This is a genomic window from Micromonospora sp. NPDC049257 (assembly GCF_040678915.1).
GTDB lineage: Bacteria > Actinomycetota > Actinomycetes > Mycobacteriales > Micromonosporaceae > Micromonospora > Micromonospora antibiotica.
Genome location: NZ_JBFAQU010000016.1, coordinates 104,528 through 119,454, shown reverse-complemented (window position 1 = coordinate 119,454; position 14,927 = coordinate 104,528). Strand labels below are relative to the sequence as shown.

The following is a 14,927-nucleotide window of genomic DNA, read 5'->3' as shown; positions in this document are numbered from 1 at the left end:
GTGGGCGGACCGACCCGCAGCCGGGCCGTGGTCGCGCCCGGGACGGCCGCCTCCGGGGTCAGGCGACCCGGGGGACCGGCAGCACGCCCCGGTGGGTGGTGCCCGAGATGTCGCCGGTCTGGTCGACGACCGGTGACCTCGGTGCGACCCGGGCGGCGGCGTCGACCGGGCCGGGTGGCCCACCGGCGGGCGGGACGGCCGGCAGCACCGTGGTCGGGGCGAGCGAGGCCCCGATCTCGGCCAGCAGGCCGTGCAGCCGGGACACGTCGTCGAGGGCCATCCGGAACGAACCCCGACACGTCACGCCGCTCCACAGGGACAGCACCACTGCTCCGCGTTCCGGGTGGTAGCTGACCCGCATCGTCCGTTCGTCGCTCCGTACGTCGGTGAACAGGTCACCGAAGCTGGGCATCGGCAGTACCTCTCCCATCGATCCAGCATGCCCGAGCCGGCGGCGCCGGGGAAGCCCCGACGGATCAGTCGGGCAATCGGGGCATCTCCAGGCCGGGGCGACGGCCGAGCAGGGTGGCCCGGGTCAGCGCCGCCGCCCCGAACCGGTCCCGAACGGCGTCGACGGCGCTGTCCAGCTCGATGTCCCGGTCAGCGTCGAACGGCAGTTCGGGCTGCACCGGGGCGTCGTCGAGGTTGCCCACCGCCACCCCGATCAGAGTGACCCCGCGTCGGGTGAGTTCGGGCTGGGCGGCGCGCAGCAGCGACCGGGCGGTGTTCAGCAGCGGTGTCGTCCGGTCGGTGGCCCGGCGCAGGGTCCGGGACCGGGTGGCCGAGGTGTAGTCGGCGAACCGCAGCCGCAGGGTCACCGTCCGGCCGGTGCGGCCGGCGGCCCGCATCCGGCGGGCCACCCGGTCGACCAGCCCCGCCAGCGTCGCATCGACGTCGGCGGGGGAGTGCGGCCCGGCCCCCAGGGCGTGCTGGGCGCCCATCGACGACCTGCGCCGGCCCACCTGCACCGGCCGTGGGTCGCGGTTGTGGGCCAGCGCGTGCAGGTGCCCGCCCGCGCCGACGCCGAGCAGCGACTCGAGGGCGGGAACGTCGAGGCGGGCGACCTGGCCGACGGTCCGGATGCCCCGGGCGCGCAGCTTCGCCGCGCTGACCGGGCCGACGCCCCAGAGCCGTTCCACCGGCAGCGGGTGCAGGAATGCCAGCTCGCCGTCGGGCGGCACCTCCAGCAGGCCGTCCGGCTTGGCCACCCCGCTGGCGACCTTGGCGAGGAACTTCGTCCGGGCCACCCCGACCGTGATGGGCAGCCCGACCTGCTCGCGCACCACCCGACGCAGCCGGGTCGCGATCTGCACCGGCGATCCGGCGAGCCGGCGCAGGCCCCCCACGTCGAGGAACGCCTCGTCGATGGAGAGCCCCTCCACCCAGGGGGTGGTGTCCCGGAAGATGGCGAACACCGCCCGGCTCGCCGCCGTGTACGCGGCCATCCTCGGCGGCACCACGACCGCCCCGGGGCAGAGCCGCCGGGCCTGCCGGCCGCCCATCGCGCTCTGCACGCCGTACGCCTTCGCCTCGTAGCTGGCCGCGAGGACCACCCCGCCGCCGACGATCACCGGCCGGCCGCGCAGCCGGGGGTCGTCCCGCTGCTCGACCGAGGCGTAGAACGCGTCCAGGTCGGCGTGCAGGATGCGGGCTCCGGTCGACACCGAACCATGCTCGCACACATGTTCGAAGAATGGTGCTGAGCTGCCCGGTTCGGGTCGCGGGTCAGCGCTGGGCGGTGGCCGAGGGGAGGGCGCTGCCACCCCGGGGTGCCTCGCCGGCCATCAGCCGGGCGATCTCCGCCCGGTCGGCCGCCGACGGCAACCCCCACTGCGGCTGGTAGCCGTAGACCTCCCGCAGGGGGCGGGCCGAGGTCCGGCCGTCGAGGATCTCGACCGCGTCGGTGTCGATCAGCCCCGGATGCTCCACCCCGCACGCCTCGGCGACCTTGACCAGATCCCGGCGCAGGGTGCCGATGTAGTTCGCCGCCCGCACCGACTTGCGGGCCGGGTCCAGCCCTCGGGCCAGCCAGGCGTTCTGGGTGGCGACGCCGGTGGGACAGGTGTCGGTGTGGCACTTCTGGGCCTGGATGCAGCCGATCGCCAGCATCGCCTCCCGGCCCACGTTGACCAGGTCGCAGCCGAGTGCGAAGGCCACCACGGCGTTGTCCGGCAGGCCGAGCTTGCCCGCGCCGACGAAGACGGTCTGCTCGTGCAGTCCCCGCTCGGCGAAGGTGCGGTAGACCCGGGCGAAGCCCTGCTGGAACGGCAGCGACACCGAGTCGGTGAAGATCAGCGGCGCGGCGCCGGTGCCGCCCTCGCCGCCGTCGACGGTGACGAAGTCGACGCCCCGCCCGGTGTCGCGCATCAGCGTGGTCAGCTCCTCCCAGAACCCCAGGTCGCCGACGGCGGACTTGATGCCGACCGGCAGTCCGGTCTCGGCGGCCAGCAGCTCCACCCAGTCCAGCAGGCTGTCGCAGTCGGAGAACTCGGCGTGCCGCGACGGGCTCACGCAGTCCTGCCCGGGGGTGATGCCCCGGGTGGCGGCGATCTCGGCGGACACCTTCGCCCCGGGCAGCAGCCCGCCCAGGCTGGGTTTCGCGCCCTGGCTGAGCTTGATCTCCAGGGCCCGCACCGGAGCGCCGGCGACCAGGTCGCGCAGCCGGGCGAGGTCGAACCGGCCCCGGGCGTCCCGGCAGCCGAAGTACGCCGTCCCGAGCTGGAAGACCAGCTCGCCGCCGTGGCGGTGGTACGGCGACAGCCCACCCTCGCCGGTGTTCTGCAGGCAGCCGGCCAGCGCAGCCCCCTGGTTGAGAGCGGACACCGCGTTGCCGGACAGCGAGCCGAAGCTCATCCCGGAGATGTTGACCACCGACCCGGGGCGGAACGCCTTCGCCCGGCCGCGTGGCCCGCCGAGCACCTTGGCCGCCGGCAGCCGTACGTCGTGCCCGGCGGTCGGCACCGACGACGGGACGGTCCGGGCGAACGTGCGGTGTTTGATGATCGGGTAGCCGGGGCTGCGTTCGATGTCGTTGTCGGTGCCGAAGCCGAAGTAGTTGTTCTCCTGCTTGGCCGAGGCGTAGATCCACCGCCGTTGGTCCCGGGTGAACGGGCGTTCCTCGTCGTTGCCGGCGACGATGTACTGCCGCAGCTCCGGGCCGATCGCCTCCAGCAGGTAGCGGGCCCGCCCGACCAGCGGGAAGTTGCGCAGCAGCGCATGGTCACGTTGGAGGACGTCCCGGGCGGCGAGGCCGGCGACGGCGGCGGCGATCACGGGTACGGTGCGGCGGGCCCACGTCATGCCGGCCACACTCCCCGCTGCCGCCGTCGCCCAAACAGCCTGCCGGTGTGGCGTGTGGTCAGTGCCGCAGCGACTGCCGCACGATGCCGCCGACCAGGGCGCACCAGGTTTCGGTGGAGACCGTGCCGGTGCGGGGCAGGCCGTGCAGCGCCTGGAGGTCCTGCACGGCGCGGCGGGTGGCCGGGTCGTAACCGCCGGTGACGGTGACCTCGGCGTAGCCCTTCCAGTTCAGGATGAACTGCACCGCCTGCACGGGCAGGCCGGTGGCGTCGCGGTCGAGTTCGGGCGCGAGGGTTTCCCAGGTGGGGGCGGTCAGGGTGGCGTCGACGTCGACCGGGATGCCGTTGCGGGCCTGCCAGTCGCCGACCGCGGCGACGGTGGCGGCGTCGAACGTGCCGCTCGGGGTGACCGGGTAGCCGCGGTGGGCCAGCAGGTACTGGGCGACCTGGACACCGGGGGCGTTGACGAAGCGCCACAGGTCGGGCCAGCGGCGGGCCGGTGCCTCGCCCGCCCGGGTGCCGAGCCGGTGCGCGACCTGCCGGCGGATGCCGGGGAAGAGGCGGTAGAACTGCGCGCCGGGGCAGAGCGTGGCGCGGAAGTCCCAGTGGCCGAAGATGTCGTGGGCGTGCAGGCCGTACTGCCGGCAGACGGTGGTGCAGAGCCGGACCAGGGAGTCGAGCAGCGCCTGTGGCGGCGTGTCGGTGACGTAGGTGCCCTCGTTCTCGATGCCGATGGCCCGGCCGTTCTCGCCGGGGCAGTGCGCCGAGACCATCTGCCGGTCACCGGCCCGTAGCCGCTCCAGGCTGCCGTGCCGTCCCTCCAGGACGTACCCGCCCCGGCTGACGGTGAAGTGCTGGCCGGTGTCGGACCAGCCGTTGCCGTCCATGTGCAGGTCCTGGCAGTCGTGGGCCAGGGTGACCGCCTGCTCGCGGGAGTGGTCGGTGACGTTCGGGAAGGCCATGTGGTGCACGATGATCTTGTTGGTGGGGATCGTGCTGACCGACAGCGGGTCGGCGGGCGGGCGGGCGTCCCACTCGTCGCAGTCGATGATCCAGTCCAGGTCCGCGCCCGGGGCGGCCTCGGCGACGCCCGGCAGGGCCAGGTCGGACCCGACGACCGTGACGGTGGCCGCGCCGAGACCGGCCCGCAGCAGCGTACGACGGTCGAGTGCGGGGCGTACGACGGACATGGCATCTCCTCGGCGAGCGACGGCGGCGCTGACGACGAAAACTAGCTCCAGTGACTCCGCGTGTGATGGAGGATATTGCCACTCCGGCGGTCGGCGCTAGAGGGCGATATCGATCGATTCTGCCCGTCTTCGAGCCGTGCCGGGCAGAACTGTCCGAATGTCCTGCCGTCGGGGGATGGACCCGGGGCGACCGCTCAGTCGGCGACGGCGAAGTCGTCCAGGGCGGCCAGCAGGTGCCGCCGGGTCTGCGCCGTGCCGAAGTGACCCGCCCCCTCGACCACCTGCAGGCGCGAGCCCGGCCAGGCCCGGTGCAGCGCCCAGGCGGTCGCCAGCGGGCTGCCCAGGTCGACCCGGCCGTGGATCAGCACCCCCGGGATGCCGGCGAGCCGACCGGCGTGCCGGATCAGCTCACCCTCGGCCAACCAGGCCCCCTGGGAGAAGTAGTGCGCGCAGATCCGCACCATCGCGGTCCGCTCGGCCGACGGGCGGTCACCGTACGGGTTGCCCACCCCCTCGGCGGAGACCACCGCGTCCTCCCAGGCGCACCAGTCGCGCACCGCCCGCTCGCGGACCGCCGGGTCCGGGTCCTGCACCAGCCGGGCGTACGCGCCGACCACGTCGTCGTCGGGGCCGACGCCGCCGCCGGCGAGGAACCGTTCCCACTCGCGGGGGAAGTACCGGCCGACACCCCGGTAGAGCCAGTCGATCTCCGACCGGCGGGTGGTGGTGACCGCCCCGATCACGATCGCCGACACCCGCTGCGGGTGCCGCTGCGCGTACGCCAGCAGCAGCGTCGAGCCCCACGAGCCGCCGTAGAGCAGCCACCTGTCGACGCCCAGGTGCCCGCGCAGCCGTTCCATGTCGGCGACCAGGTGCGCGGTGGTGTTGTGCCGCAGGTCGGTGGCCGGGTCGGCGGCGTGCGGGGTGCTGCGTCCGCAGTTGCGCTGGTCGAACAGGACCACCCGGTAGCGGTCGGGGTCGAAGTACCGCCGGGCCCACGGGCCGCAGCCCGAGCCCGGTCCACCGTGGACGACCAGCGCGGGCCGCCCGGCCGGGTTGCCGCACACCTCCCAGTAGACCGCGTTGCCATCGCCGACGTTGAGCATGCCCTGGTCGTAGGGCTCGATCGGTGGGTACCGCTCGTCCATCGGTGGCCTCCCCGGGAGCGCGAGATACAACAGCGCTGTTACATTACGGCATGCCCGACGAACCGTCCGACCCCGCACTGCTCGGCACCCGACTGCGGCACCTGCTCGACCTGCTCGACGGTGACGTCGCCGCCGTCTACGCCGACCTCGGGCTGCCCGGCTTCCGACCCCGCTACACCCCGGTGCTGATCGCGCTGGACCGCCTCGGGCCGGCGTCGATCCGTACCCTGGCCGGGGCGACCGGGGTGACCCACTCCGCCGCCAGCCAGACCGTCGCCCGGATGGCGGCCGACGGGCTGGTCACCCTCACCCCCGGCGTCGACGCCCGGCAACGCGTCGTCACCCCCACCGACCGGGCCCGGCACCTGCTGCCCGTCCTGCACGCCGAGTACGCCGCCACCGCCACCGCCGCCCGCCGGTTCGAGGCGGAGCTGGCGTACCCGCTGAGCCGCCTCGTCGACGAGGCGCTGGCCGCGCTGCGGCAGCGGCCGATGCGGCAACGCATCGCCGACATCGCCCCGCAGTTCGCCCGTCCGCCCGCGACGGGCGGACAGCCCCCGACCCCACCCCGGTGACCGAAAGTAATCTTCGCAGCCGGACGACCGGAGGCGAGGAAACAACCGTTGCGCCGATTCACCGCAGCTCCCGCCGGGTAAGAATGATCAGTGTGGCCCTGACCTGTGACCAGTCCCGGCGGACCGGAAAGGCCGGCGGGTGACCGGCGACTGGCGGTTGTCCGGCTACACCCCGGTACGGCAGCTCGGCGCGGGCACGTCCGGCCCGGTGCTGCTCGCCACCCACGACGCCACCGGCACCCCGGTCGCCATCCGCTACCTGACCCCGGCCCTCGGCGGCGATCCGGCCTTCCGGATGGCCCTGCGCGAGCAGGCGCGACTGCTGGTCGAGGTGGACGACCCGCACGTCTGCCGCCTCTTCGAGTACGCCGAGACGCACGCCGCCGCGGCGATCGTGGTGGAGCTGGTCAACGGCGTGCCGCTGCGTCAGCTGCTGCGCACGCGCGGCCCCATCGGTCCGGAGGCCGCGCTCTGCGTCCTCAAGGGCTCCCTCGCCGGGCTCGCCGCTGTACACGCCCGCGGTGTGGTGCACGGTGACCACCGCCCCGACAACGTGCTCGTCACCCGCGACGGGTGGCCCACGCTCACCGACGTCGGCATCACCCCGCCCACCGGCAACCGGCACTACCAGGCCCCCGAGCAGTGGACCGGGGCCCCCGCCGAGCCGGCCGGTGACATCTACGCCGCCACCGCGACCTTCTTCGAGTGCCTCACCGGCCGACCTCCCTACGACGGACGGGACCTGGCCACCCTGCGCGCGCAGCACAGCGCCACCCCGATCCCCGGCACCCCGACCCCCGCCCCGGTGCACGACCTGCTCCGCCACGGCCTGGCCTGGTGCCCCGCCGACCGGACCCAGCCCGCCGAGATCTTCCTCACCGAGCTGGAACACACCGCCGCCCGCTCGTACGGCGGGGAGTGGGAGGAACGGGGGCGGCGTCAGCTGGCCCAACGGGTCGCGCTGCTCGCCGCCTGCCTCCCCTTCCCCGAGGGTGCCCCCGGGCACGTCGACCCGGCCGCCGTCGACCCCGCCGGGCCCCACCCGGGCCCCCGGCGCGGCGGCACCCGCAACGCCCTGGTCGGTGTCGGGCTGACCGCGGCACTGCTGGTCGGCGTCGTCGGGCTGGGCTACGTCGCCCGCGGGCCCGGGGCGTTCACCCTCGCCGACGGTGCCGTCGGGCCGGGAGCGACCGCCGCCACCACCCGCAGCCCCGCGCCGCTCGCCGCCGCCCCGGCCATCAGCGTCGTGCCGCCGGAGCCGAGCCGCAGCCCCACCCCGGCGGCGACCACGACGGACCCACCGCCCACCAGCCCGGCCCGGTCGGCCACCGCCGCCACCACCCGGGTACGCACCCCGAGTCCCACACCACCGGCCACGCCGATCAGCCCGCTGCTGCCCCCCGACGTGTTCCCGCCGACGGTGTCGGCCGTGGACGCCAGCCCGGCCACGGTGGAGCCGAAGGGCTGCCCCGACGTGGCCACCTCGACCACGGTCACCGCCCGGGTCCTCGACGACGGGGCTGCCGGCGACCTGCTGCGGGTGTCGTTGCGCTACACCCTCGACGGGGCCACCCGCACGGTCGCCATGACCCAGACCGGCCCGGACACCTTCGCGGGCACCCTCGGCGACCTGCCGACGCCCCCGGCGACCACCAGGATCCCGGTCCAGGTGATCGCCGTCGACGACGCCGGCAACGCCTCCGCCCCCACCGGCCCGGTGGTGGTGTCACTGCTGCCCACCTGCACGTCGGGCTGACCGTCCGGTCCGACCGGAGTTTCCAACGCACCGGCCGGGGGTAGCTTCGGGGGTCGACCGAGCTGACGGTGGAGGACCACGGATGACAGACAACTTCGGCGACGCGGCGGGTGACGCCCTCCGCGCGGTGCTGCTGTTCCTGCCCAAGGCGGTCGCCTTCGTGGCGATCCTGGTGGCCGGCTGGCTGATCGCGAAGGCCGTCCGCAGGATCGTCGACAAGGTGCTGGAGCGGGTGCACTTCGACCGGGCCGTCGAGCGTGGCGGCATCAAGACCGCCCTGGCCCGCTCCCGCTACGACGCCAGCGACATCGTCGCCAAGCTCGCCTACTACGGGGTGCTGCTGGTGACCCTCCAACTCGCCTTCGGCATCTGGGGGCCCAACCCGATCTCCGACCTGATCGCCGGGGTGATCGCCTGGCTGCCCCGGGCGTTCGTCGCCATCGTCATCGTGGTGGTCGCCGCCGCGATCGCCAACGCGGTCAAGGACATCATCAGCAGCGCGCTCGGCGGCCTGTCCTACGGCCGGGTGCTGGCCAACATCGCCTCGGTGTTCATCCTCGGGCTCGGGGTGATCGCCGCCCTCAACCAGATCGGTGTCGCCACCGCGGTCACCACGCCGGTGCTGATCGCCGTCCTCGCCACCGTCGGCGGAATCCTCGTCGTCGGGGTCGGCGGCGGACTGATCCGTCCCATGCAGGCCCGCTGGGAGTCCTGGCTGACCCGTGCCGAGCAGGAGTCCCGCACCATCGCCACCCACGCCCGTGCCTACCAGGCGGGCCGGCAGGACGTCGCTGCCCGGTTGGGCCCGTACGCGCAGGCCGAGCGCACCCCGCCGGTGCCCACCGCCGCCACACCCACCCCACCGACGTCGCTGGACGACGACGCCGAGCGCACCCAGGTGGTGACCCGCCCCGACGACGCCGAGGCGACCCAGGTCCTGCCACGGTCCGACGAGGCGGAGCAGACCCAGGTCGTGTCCCGTCCTGCCGACCCGGAACCGACCCCACCGGCAGCGCCGGGCGCGGACCGGGACGTCACCGACACGTCAGGCGTCGCGGTGCCGCGCCAGGCCGGGCCGGTGGACGGCTCCACCACCGACAGTGAGGCCACCATGGTCATTCCCCCGCTGGACCCGGGCACGCCCCGAGGCTGAACAGCGCAGGCGGCGGGGCGGGACCGGACCAGGGTCCCGCCCCGCCGCCGTGTGCACCCCGCAGGGCCGCACCCCAGGGCCGGGACGGGCTAGCATCGGCGGATGACCTGGCGATGTTGATCCGGCCCTGAAGGCCGAAGCCGCGGGCCGCCGCGGACGCCGTACCTCCCGCGTCCGTTCCGTCCCGTGGAAAGGCCCTGATGACCCTCACCTGCACACGGGTGCCCGACACCCGTGTCCGCCGACTGTCGACCACGCTCTACTGCTACCTGTTCCTCGACGACCTTGTCCTGCTCTATCCGGTGTACGTCCTGCTGTTCAGCGACACCGGCCTCACCGTCGGGCAGATCTCCGGGCTGTTCGTGCTCTGGTCGATGACGGCTGTCCTGCTGGAGGTCCCGTCCGGGGCCTGGGCCGACACCGTCTCCCGCCGCCTGCTGCTCTGCCTCGCGCCGCTGCTCACCGGGGCCTGCTTCACGTTGTGGGTGCTGGTGCCGTCGTGGTGGGCGTTCGCGCTCGGCTTCGTGCTCTGGGGTGCCGCCGGCGCGTTCGGCTCCGGCGCCCTCGAGGCGTTGGTCTACACCGAACTCGACCGGCTCGGCGCTGCCGGACGGTACGCCCGCACGATGGGCCGGGCCCGGACCGCCGGGGTGCTCGGCGTGCTCGCCTCGCTCGGTCTGGCCGGCCCGGTCCTCGCCGTCGGTGGGTGGCCGGTGGTCGGCGCGGCGAGCGTGCTGTCCGGTGTGCTGGCCGCCACCGTGGCCACCCGGTTCCCGGAACACCGTCCCGCCGCGCCGGCCGCCGGCTCGTCGACCGTGCCGGTCCCCGGGCCACCGGACGGCGCGGAGGCCGAAGTGGGCTGGTGGGCGAGCCTGCGCACCGGTCTCGCCGAGGCACGCGCCGACCGGCGGGTACGTGCCGCCGTGCTGCTCGTCCCGGCGGTGACGGCACTCTGGGGCATCCTCGACGAGTACACCCCGCTGCTGGCCCGGGACACCGGTGTCCCGACGTCCACGGTGCCACTGCTGCTCCTGCCGGTCTGGCTCGGGATGACCGTCGGCGGCCTGCTCGCCCCGACGGTGGAGCGCCTGTCCACCCGGGGGTACGCGGCGCTGCTCGCCCTGGCCGCGGTCGCGCTGGCCGGCGGGGCCGTCGTACGACATCCGGGCGGCTTCGTGCTGCTCGGCGTGGCGTTCTGCGCCCTGCAACTGGCCACGGTGCTCGCCGACGCCCGGTTGCAGGCCCGGATCACCGGCCCGGGGCGGGCGACGGTTACCTCGCTCGCCGGGATGGGCACCGACCTGGCGATGATCGTCGCCTACGGCGGTTACGCGCTGGTCGCCACGACGGGCGGGCACGCGATGGCGTTCGCGGCGGCGGCCGGGCCCTACCTGCTGGTCGCCGCCGCGTTGCTGGTGTCGGGGCGGTCCGGTGCGGTGCCGCGGCCCCGCCCGCCGGGGGAGGTGGTTTCGTGAGCCGGCACCGGGGCGGTGAGCGGGCGGCGGCGGACGTGCGCCGTTGCCGAGGGGCCGACGCCCGCCGCCGGGGCTCCCGGGCCCGGGCGCGATCGGCGTCGCCGGGATCAGCCCGGCAGCGCGTCGAGGTAGACCCAGTTGCCGTCCTCCCGGACGAACCGGCTGTGCTCGTCCACGGTGCCCGGCTGCCCGGCGTCGCGGTAGTGGGCGCGGAACGCCACAGTGCCGGTGCTGTCGAGCAGGCCGCCGCGCGTGCGTTCCACGATCTCCAACCGGGTCCACCGCTGGGCGGGATCGAGTCGTAGCCCGCCCGGCCGGGTGCGGGAGTGCCAACTGCGCAACAGGTAGGCGGGGTCGCCGACGGCGAAGGCGCTGAACCTGGACCGCATCAACGCCTCCGCCGTCGGGGCCGTACCCTCGCCCCGGTGCAGCGGCCCGCAGCAGTCGTCGTACGGCAGCCCGGTGCCGCAGGGGCAGGACCGCCGGGATGCGTCTTTGGCCATGACGCCCATCCTGCCGCACGCCCCGTGACCGACGATCGGGCCGCCCCCTGGGTGGGGGCGGCCCGTGTCGGTGTTCGAGGTCAGGACGAGTAGCGGGTCAGGAGGTGTAGCCGCGGGTGGCGATCCAGTCGGCGAGGTTGTCGACGCTCATCCGGTAGGACGCGGTGTTCGGGTTGGCGGAGTCGCCGATGGTGACGGTCTTGCCGGCGTCGCGGTAGCCGATGACGCTGATGTAGTGGCCGCCTTCGAAGGCGTGGGTGGTGCCGTCGGTGTCGGTGGCGGTGCCGGCGATGTTGGCGACTACGGCGCGGCCGTCGTCGATGGTGCGGACGATGTCGGTGCGGAGTTCGTTGGTCTGCTTGTCGTCGGCCTTGGTGGTGCGGATTTCGGTGCTTTCGTAGGCTTTGCGGCCGGTCTGCTTGTTGAGTACGGGGGTGATGTCGTTGATGCTGTCGGTGCCGTTTTCGGTGGTGCGCATTTCCTTGGCCATGGCGTCGACGTCGATGTTCTTGCCTTGGACGGACAGGGCGTTGCGGGTGGCGGCGGGGCCGCAGTAGTAGAAGTTGGGCTGGGGCTGGTAGTTCATCGTCAGTTCACGCTCGCCGGCGGGTCGGCGTTCGGTCTGCGCCGTGGTGGGGGTTCGGGCGTCGGCGGCGTGGGCGGTGGTCAGTGGGCCGGCGATGGCGCCGGTGGTGAAGGCGAGGCCGGCGGCGGTCAGGGCGGTCTTGCGGATCAGATCGGTACGCATGGTCGCGTGCTCCTCTGCATTCGGGGGTGTGGCGGACGCCCTCAGGGGGTGGGGCGTGGCCGGCAGTTCAGGGGATCGCCTGGCGGTCGGGGGGACCTGCTCGGGCGTCCAGGGAGGTGTAACCGACCCGGTGGCGACCGCATTCCGCGGTCGGGGTTCCGGGGCCGTCCCCCCCGGGGGGTGGGGGAGTGGCGGTGGTATGCCAGGTACAACGCCCCGGCCCCGGCGACGATTCCGCCGTGCGGGTGGCCCCGGCCACGGGACACCGCACCCACCGGGGACGGCCCGCCGATCACCGGACGACCGCGCTGCCACGGAACCGGACACCACGCCCGAACCCACCTCCACCGGCGTAAGCACGTCACCCGACACCATCCGCCGCCCGGTGACCGCCGCCGCCCGACCCCGCGCAGGGCGAACCCGCCATCCCGCGCGGAAACTGCGGTACCGGCACGAGGCGGGTGCCGGACGGGCATGGCGGCGGGTGCCCGGACCCCTCATCGGTCCCAGCCGGGCGTGCCGTGCCGGGCTGCCGGCGGTCCGGCTGTCGACGCGGCCGGACCCCGGCCGGCGGGATCAGAGCCAGCCGGATCGGCGGAACATCCGGTGCAGGGTGAATGCCGCCGTCGCCATCAACGCCAACGCGGCCGGGTAGCCGTACCGCCAGGACAGCTCGGGCATCCGGGCGAAGTTCATCCCGTAGACGCCGGCCACGGCGGTCTGGGTGGCGGCGATCGCCGCCCACGCCGCGATCTTGCGCATGTCGTTGTTCTGGTCGACCGCGAGCTGGGTGAGCCGGGACTGCAGGATCGAGTTGAGCAGCTCGTCGTAGGAGGTGATCCGGTCGACGGCCCGGGTGAGCCGGCCCTCCACGTCGACGTACCAGCGGCGCAGCCCCGCAGGCGGGCCGTCGTCCGGGCCGGAGACCAGGGCGCGCAACGGCTCCTGGAGCGGCAGCACCGCCCGCTTGAACTCCACCAACTCCCGTTTGAGCTGGTAGATCTGCTGAATGTCGGCGTTGTGCTCCGGGGCGAAGACGCTCTCCTCGACCCGTTCCAGGTCCTGCTCGAGGTGGGCGGCGACCTCCAGGTAGAGGTCGACCATCCGGGCGGTCACCGCGTACGCCACCGCCCACGGGCCCTCGGCGAGCAGCGACGGGCGGCCCTGGATCGCCTGGCGGACCGGCGCGAGGGCGCCGGAGGCGCCGTGCCGGACGGTGACCACGAACCGGTCGCCGAGCAGCACCATCACGTCACCGGTGTCCACCACCTCGGAGGTCGCGGTCAGCTCGCCCTGGGCGACGTAGGCGGCGGTGCGCAGCACCAGCAGGGTGACCGGGCCGTGCCGCTGCACGGTGGGCCGGTGCCCGTCGGCGAGGGCCTGCGCGACAGTCAGCTCGTCGAGACCGAAGACCTGCCCGACGGCGGCGAGCACCGCCGCGCCCGGGTCGTGCAGCCCCAGCCAGACGAACGCGTTGCGGCTGCGCCGGGCCCGGGCGTACGCGTCGGCGTAGTGTGGCCGGCCGGTCTCCCGGCGGCCGTTGACGTAGACCGCGCAGTCGACCACGGCATCGGGGTTGACCCGTCGGGTGGTGGCGGTAGTGGTCTCCCCGGCCTGTCGGCGTAGCCGGCCGACCAGGGTGTGCAGTCGGGGACCGAGCAGGGTCGTCAGCGCTCGCCGCTCCACCGGGTACCTCCGCCTCGCCGCCCGTCCGCCGGCCCACCGTAGTAGGCCGGCGCGACAGGGGTGGGGCCGGGTGACGGTCAGCCGACGGCGGTGGCCCGCACGACGATGTTGTCGGAGTAGTCGCGGGACCGTTCGTCGAACCGCCCCCCGCAGGTGACCAGGCGCAACGCCGGTCCAGGTCCGCCCGGCCCGTAGACCAGCGCGGTGGGGAAGCCCCGCTTCGGGTACGTCCCGACCCCGTCGACGGCGAAGGTGACGGTCCGCCCGTCGGCGCGGGTCACCCGGACGGTGTCGCCGGGGCGCAGCCGCCCGAGGTCGAAGAAGACCGCCGGCCCGTCCCGGGTGTCGACGTGCCCGACGACGACGGCGTTGCCCGCTTCGCCGGGGCTGGCCCCCGGCCGGTACCAGCCGGCGACGGCGGGACTGTCCAGTGGGGGCACCTCCAGGGTGCCGTTCGGATCGCCCGCCACCGGCACCAGGTCGGCGTGGACGCCGATGGCGGCGATGTCGATGCGGACCGGGGTGGAGCGGGGCAGGGCCGGGATCGGGGAGCGGCTGCTGTTGCCGCCGCTGACGTCGATGCTCGGCTGGGGTGGCCCGACCGGTCCGATGGTCAGCCCGGCGGCGAGCAGGGCGATCCCGGCGGCACCGCTGACCGTGACCGCCGTGACGGCGGTGCGGGTCCGGACCGTCCATTCGCGTACGCCCATCGCCCGTCCTCCCCGACGTCCGACGTGGTCGGGGTGCCCGCGCCGGTTCGCGCCGGTGCGGGCACCCGTCCCAGGGATGGTGTGTGGCTCGCCGTCAGGCGACCCGGCGTCGGTCGCGCCGGGGTCGCCGCCGGCCGTCAGCCGACGGTGGCCGCCGCCCGGCGTCGGCGGCGCAGCAGCACGGTGGTGCCGAGCGCGGCGGCCCCGGCGAGCGCGCCACCGGCGGCCAGCAGGCCGGTGTTGCCGGTGCCGCCGCCACCGCCGGCGGGTGCCCCGCCGATCGGTGTGACGGCGAAGGTGGCGCTGCCGGCGGCGCTGCCGTCACCGCAGGTGGCGGCGACGGTGTAGGTGCCCAGTGTGAAACCGGCGGTGAAGAGTTCGGCGCTCAGCCCACCGCCGGCGGCGGCGGTGGTGGAGCGGACGTTCTGGTCCCGGTCCGGGCCGGTGACGTGGAAGAGCACGTCACCGGACTTCGGGTTGCAGGTCGTCGCGGTGAGCACGACCGTTCCGCCGACCGGGGTGCTGGCCGGCGACACCGTGGTGTCCGCGAGCGCTGCCGTCGGGAGCAGGAGCGTGCCGAGTCCCACGCCGAGCGCCGTCGTTACGAGAACCTTCTGTGCCTTCATACGCGTCTTCCCTCACTTTTCGTCCGCTGTCTGCGTGGGACGTCGTTCGGGTGGCCAA

Annotated in this window: 13 protein-coding genes and 1 pseudogene; 4 read left to right on the top strand and 10 right to left on the bottom strand. The window is 74.3% G+C overall.

Going from position 1 to position 14,927, the window contains the following annotated elements; translation table 11 throughout:
* Positions 1 to 58 precede the first annotated feature (58 nt).
* From AB0K25_RS22335 to pip, 5 genes are all read right to left on the bottom strand, one after another.
* Complete coding sequence (locus AB0K25_RS22335; RefSeq protein ID WP_219462142.1) at positions 59 to 430, bottom strand: hypothetical protein; 372 nt, start codon at positions 428 to 430, stop codon at positions 59 to 61.
* A gap of 46 nt (positions 431 to 476) precedes the next feature.
* Entirely contained in the window at positions 477 to 1,664 is a 1,188-nt protein-coding gene (gene dinB / locus AB0K25_RS22330) for a DNA polymerase IV (protein WP_357538397.1), read from the bottom strand.
* Between the two features lie 61 nt (positions 1,665 to 1,725).
* The gene (locus AB0K25_RS22325; RefSeq protein ID WP_219462141.1) at positions 1,726 to 3,300 is read right to left on the bottom strand and encodes an FMN-binding glutamate synthase family protein; all 1,575 of its coding nucleotides are present in this window, start codon (positions 3,298 to 3,300) and stop codon (positions 1,726 to 1,728) included.
* Positions 3,301 to 3,358: 58 nt separating this feature from the next.
* On the bottom strand, positions 3,359 to 4,489 hold the full coding sequence (locus AB0K25_RS22320) for an N-acetylmuramoyl-L-alanine amidase (RefSeq protein WP_219462140.1): 1,131 nt from the start codon (positions 4,487 to 4,489) through the stop codon (positions 3,359 to 3,361).
* 194 nt (positions 4,490 to 4,683) lie between these two features.
* The gene (gene pip / locus AB0K25_RS22315; RefSeq protein WP_363822401.1) at positions 4,684 to 5,637 is read right to left on the bottom strand and encodes a prolyl aminopeptidase; all 954 of its coding nucleotides are present in this window, start codon (positions 5,635 to 5,637) and stop codon (positions 4,684 to 4,686) included.
* Positions 5,638 to 5,687: 50 nt separating this feature from the next.
* Between pip and AB0K25_RS22310 the strand changes: the two genes are divergently transcribed.
* From AB0K25_RS22310 to AB0K25_RS22295, 4 genes and pseudogenes are all read left to right on the top strand, one after another.
* On the top strand, positions 5,688 to 6,212 hold the full coding sequence (locus AB0K25_RS22310; RefSeq protein WP_219462137.1) for a MarR family transcriptional regulator: 525 nt from the start codon (positions 5,688 to 5,690) through the stop codon (positions 6,210 to 6,212).
* A 139-nt stretch (positions 6,213 to 6,351) separates the two neighbouring features.
* Positions 6,352 to 7,968, top strand: a complete 1,617-nt coding sequence (locus AB0K25_RS22305) for a serine/threonine-protein kinase (RefSeq protein WP_219462135.1) — start codon at positions 6,352 to 6,354, stop codon at positions 7,966 to 7,968.
* Between the two features lie 82 nt (positions 7,969 to 8,050).
* Positions 8,051 to 8,770: pseudogene (locus tag AB0K25_RS22300) on the top strand (hypothetical protein); the annotation flags it as partial.
* 551 nt (positions 8,771 to 9,321) lie between these two features.
* Entirely contained in the window at positions 9,322 to 10,596 is a 1,275-nt protein-coding gene (locus AB0K25_RS22295) for an MFS transporter (protein ID WP_357538404.1), read from the top strand.
* A 107-nt stretch (positions 10,597 to 10,703) separates the two neighbouring features.
* On the opposite strand, the gene AB0K25_RS22290 is transcribed toward AB0K25_RS22295, so the two are convergent.
* From AB0K25_RS22290 to AB0K25_RS22270, 5 genes are all read right to left on the bottom strand, one after another.
* On the bottom strand, positions 10,704 to 11,099 hold the full coding sequence (locus AB0K25_RS22290) for a YchJ family metal-binding protein (protein WP_208570799.1): 396 nt from the start codon (positions 11,097 to 11,099) through the stop codon (positions 10,704 to 10,706).
* Positions 11,100 to 11,196: 97 nt separating this feature from the next.
* Positions 11,197 to 11,847 carry a C39 family peptidase gene (locus tag AB0K25_RS22285; protein ID WP_219462126.1) on the bottom strand — a complete coding sequence of 217 codons (651 nt, stop codon included), beginning with the start codon at positions 11,845 to 11,847 and terminating at the stop codon, positions 11,197 to 11,199.
* Between the two features lie 576 nt (positions 11,848 to 12,423).
* On the bottom strand, positions 12,424 to 13,533 hold the full coding sequence (locus tag AB0K25_RS22280; RefSeq protein ID WP_357533370.1) for a magnesium and cobalt transport protein CorA: 1,110 nt from the start codon (positions 13,531 to 13,533) through the stop codon (positions 12,424 to 12,426).
* Positions 13,534 to 13,610: 77 nt separating this feature from the next.
* Positions 13,611 to 14,243: a class F sortase gene (locus AB0K25_RS22275; protein ID WP_219462124.1), complete on the bottom strand. Its 633-nt coding sequence runs from the start codon at positions 14,241 to 14,243 to the stop codon at positions 13,611 to 13,613.
* Positions 14,244 to 14,380: 137 nt separating this feature from the next.
* Entirely contained in the window at positions 14,381 to 14,869 is a 489-nt protein-coding gene (locus tag AB0K25_RS22270; protein WP_219462122.1) for a hypothetical protein, read from the bottom strand.
* Between the last annotated feature and the right edge of the window lie 58 nt (positions 14,870 to 14,927).

Excerpts from the sequence above, each read along its gene's own strand:
- AB0K25_RS22295 (WP_357538404.1), top strand. The coding sequence starts at position 9,322 with ATGACCCTCACCTGCACACGGGTGCCCGACACCCGTGTCCGCCGACTG.
- AB0K25_RS22310 (WP_219462137.1), top strand. The coding sequence starts at position 5,688 with ATGCCCGACGAACCGTCCGACCCCGCACTGCTCGGCACCCGACTGCGG.
- AB0K25_RS22285 (WP_219462126.1), bottom strand. The coding sequence starts at position 11,847 with ATGCGTACCGATCTGATCCGCAAGACCGCCCTGACCGCCGCCGGCCTC.
- AB0K25_RS22320 (WP_219462140.1), bottom strand. The coding sequence starts at position 4,489 with ATGTCCGTCGTACGCCCCGCACTCGACCGTCGTACGCTGCTGCGGGCC.
- AB0K25_RS22325 (WP_219462141.1), bottom strand. The coding sequence starts at position 3,300 with ATGACGTGGGCCCGCCGCACCGTACCCGTGATCGCCGCCGCCGTCGCC.
- pip (WP_363822401.1), bottom strand. The coding sequence starts at position 5,637 with ATGGACGAGCGGTACCCACCGATCGAGCCCTACGACCAGGGCATGCTC.
- AB0K25_RS22275 (WP_219462124.1), bottom strand. The coding sequence starts at position 14,243 with ATGGGCGTACGCGAATGGACGGTCCGGACCCGCACCGCCGTCACGGCG.
- AB0K25_RS22270 (WP_219462122.1), bottom strand. The coding sequence starts at position 14,869 with ATGAAGGCACAGAAGGTTCTCGTAACGACGGCGCTCGGCGTGGGACTC.
- AB0K25_RS22290 (WP_208570799.1), bottom strand. The coding sequence starts at position 11,099 with ATGGCCAAAGACGCATCCCGGCGGTCCTGCCCCTGCGGCACCGGGCTG.
- AB0K25_RS22335 (WP_219462142.1), bottom strand. The coding sequence starts at position 430 with ATGGGAGAGGTACTGCCGATGCCCAGCTTCGGTGACCTGTTCACCGAC.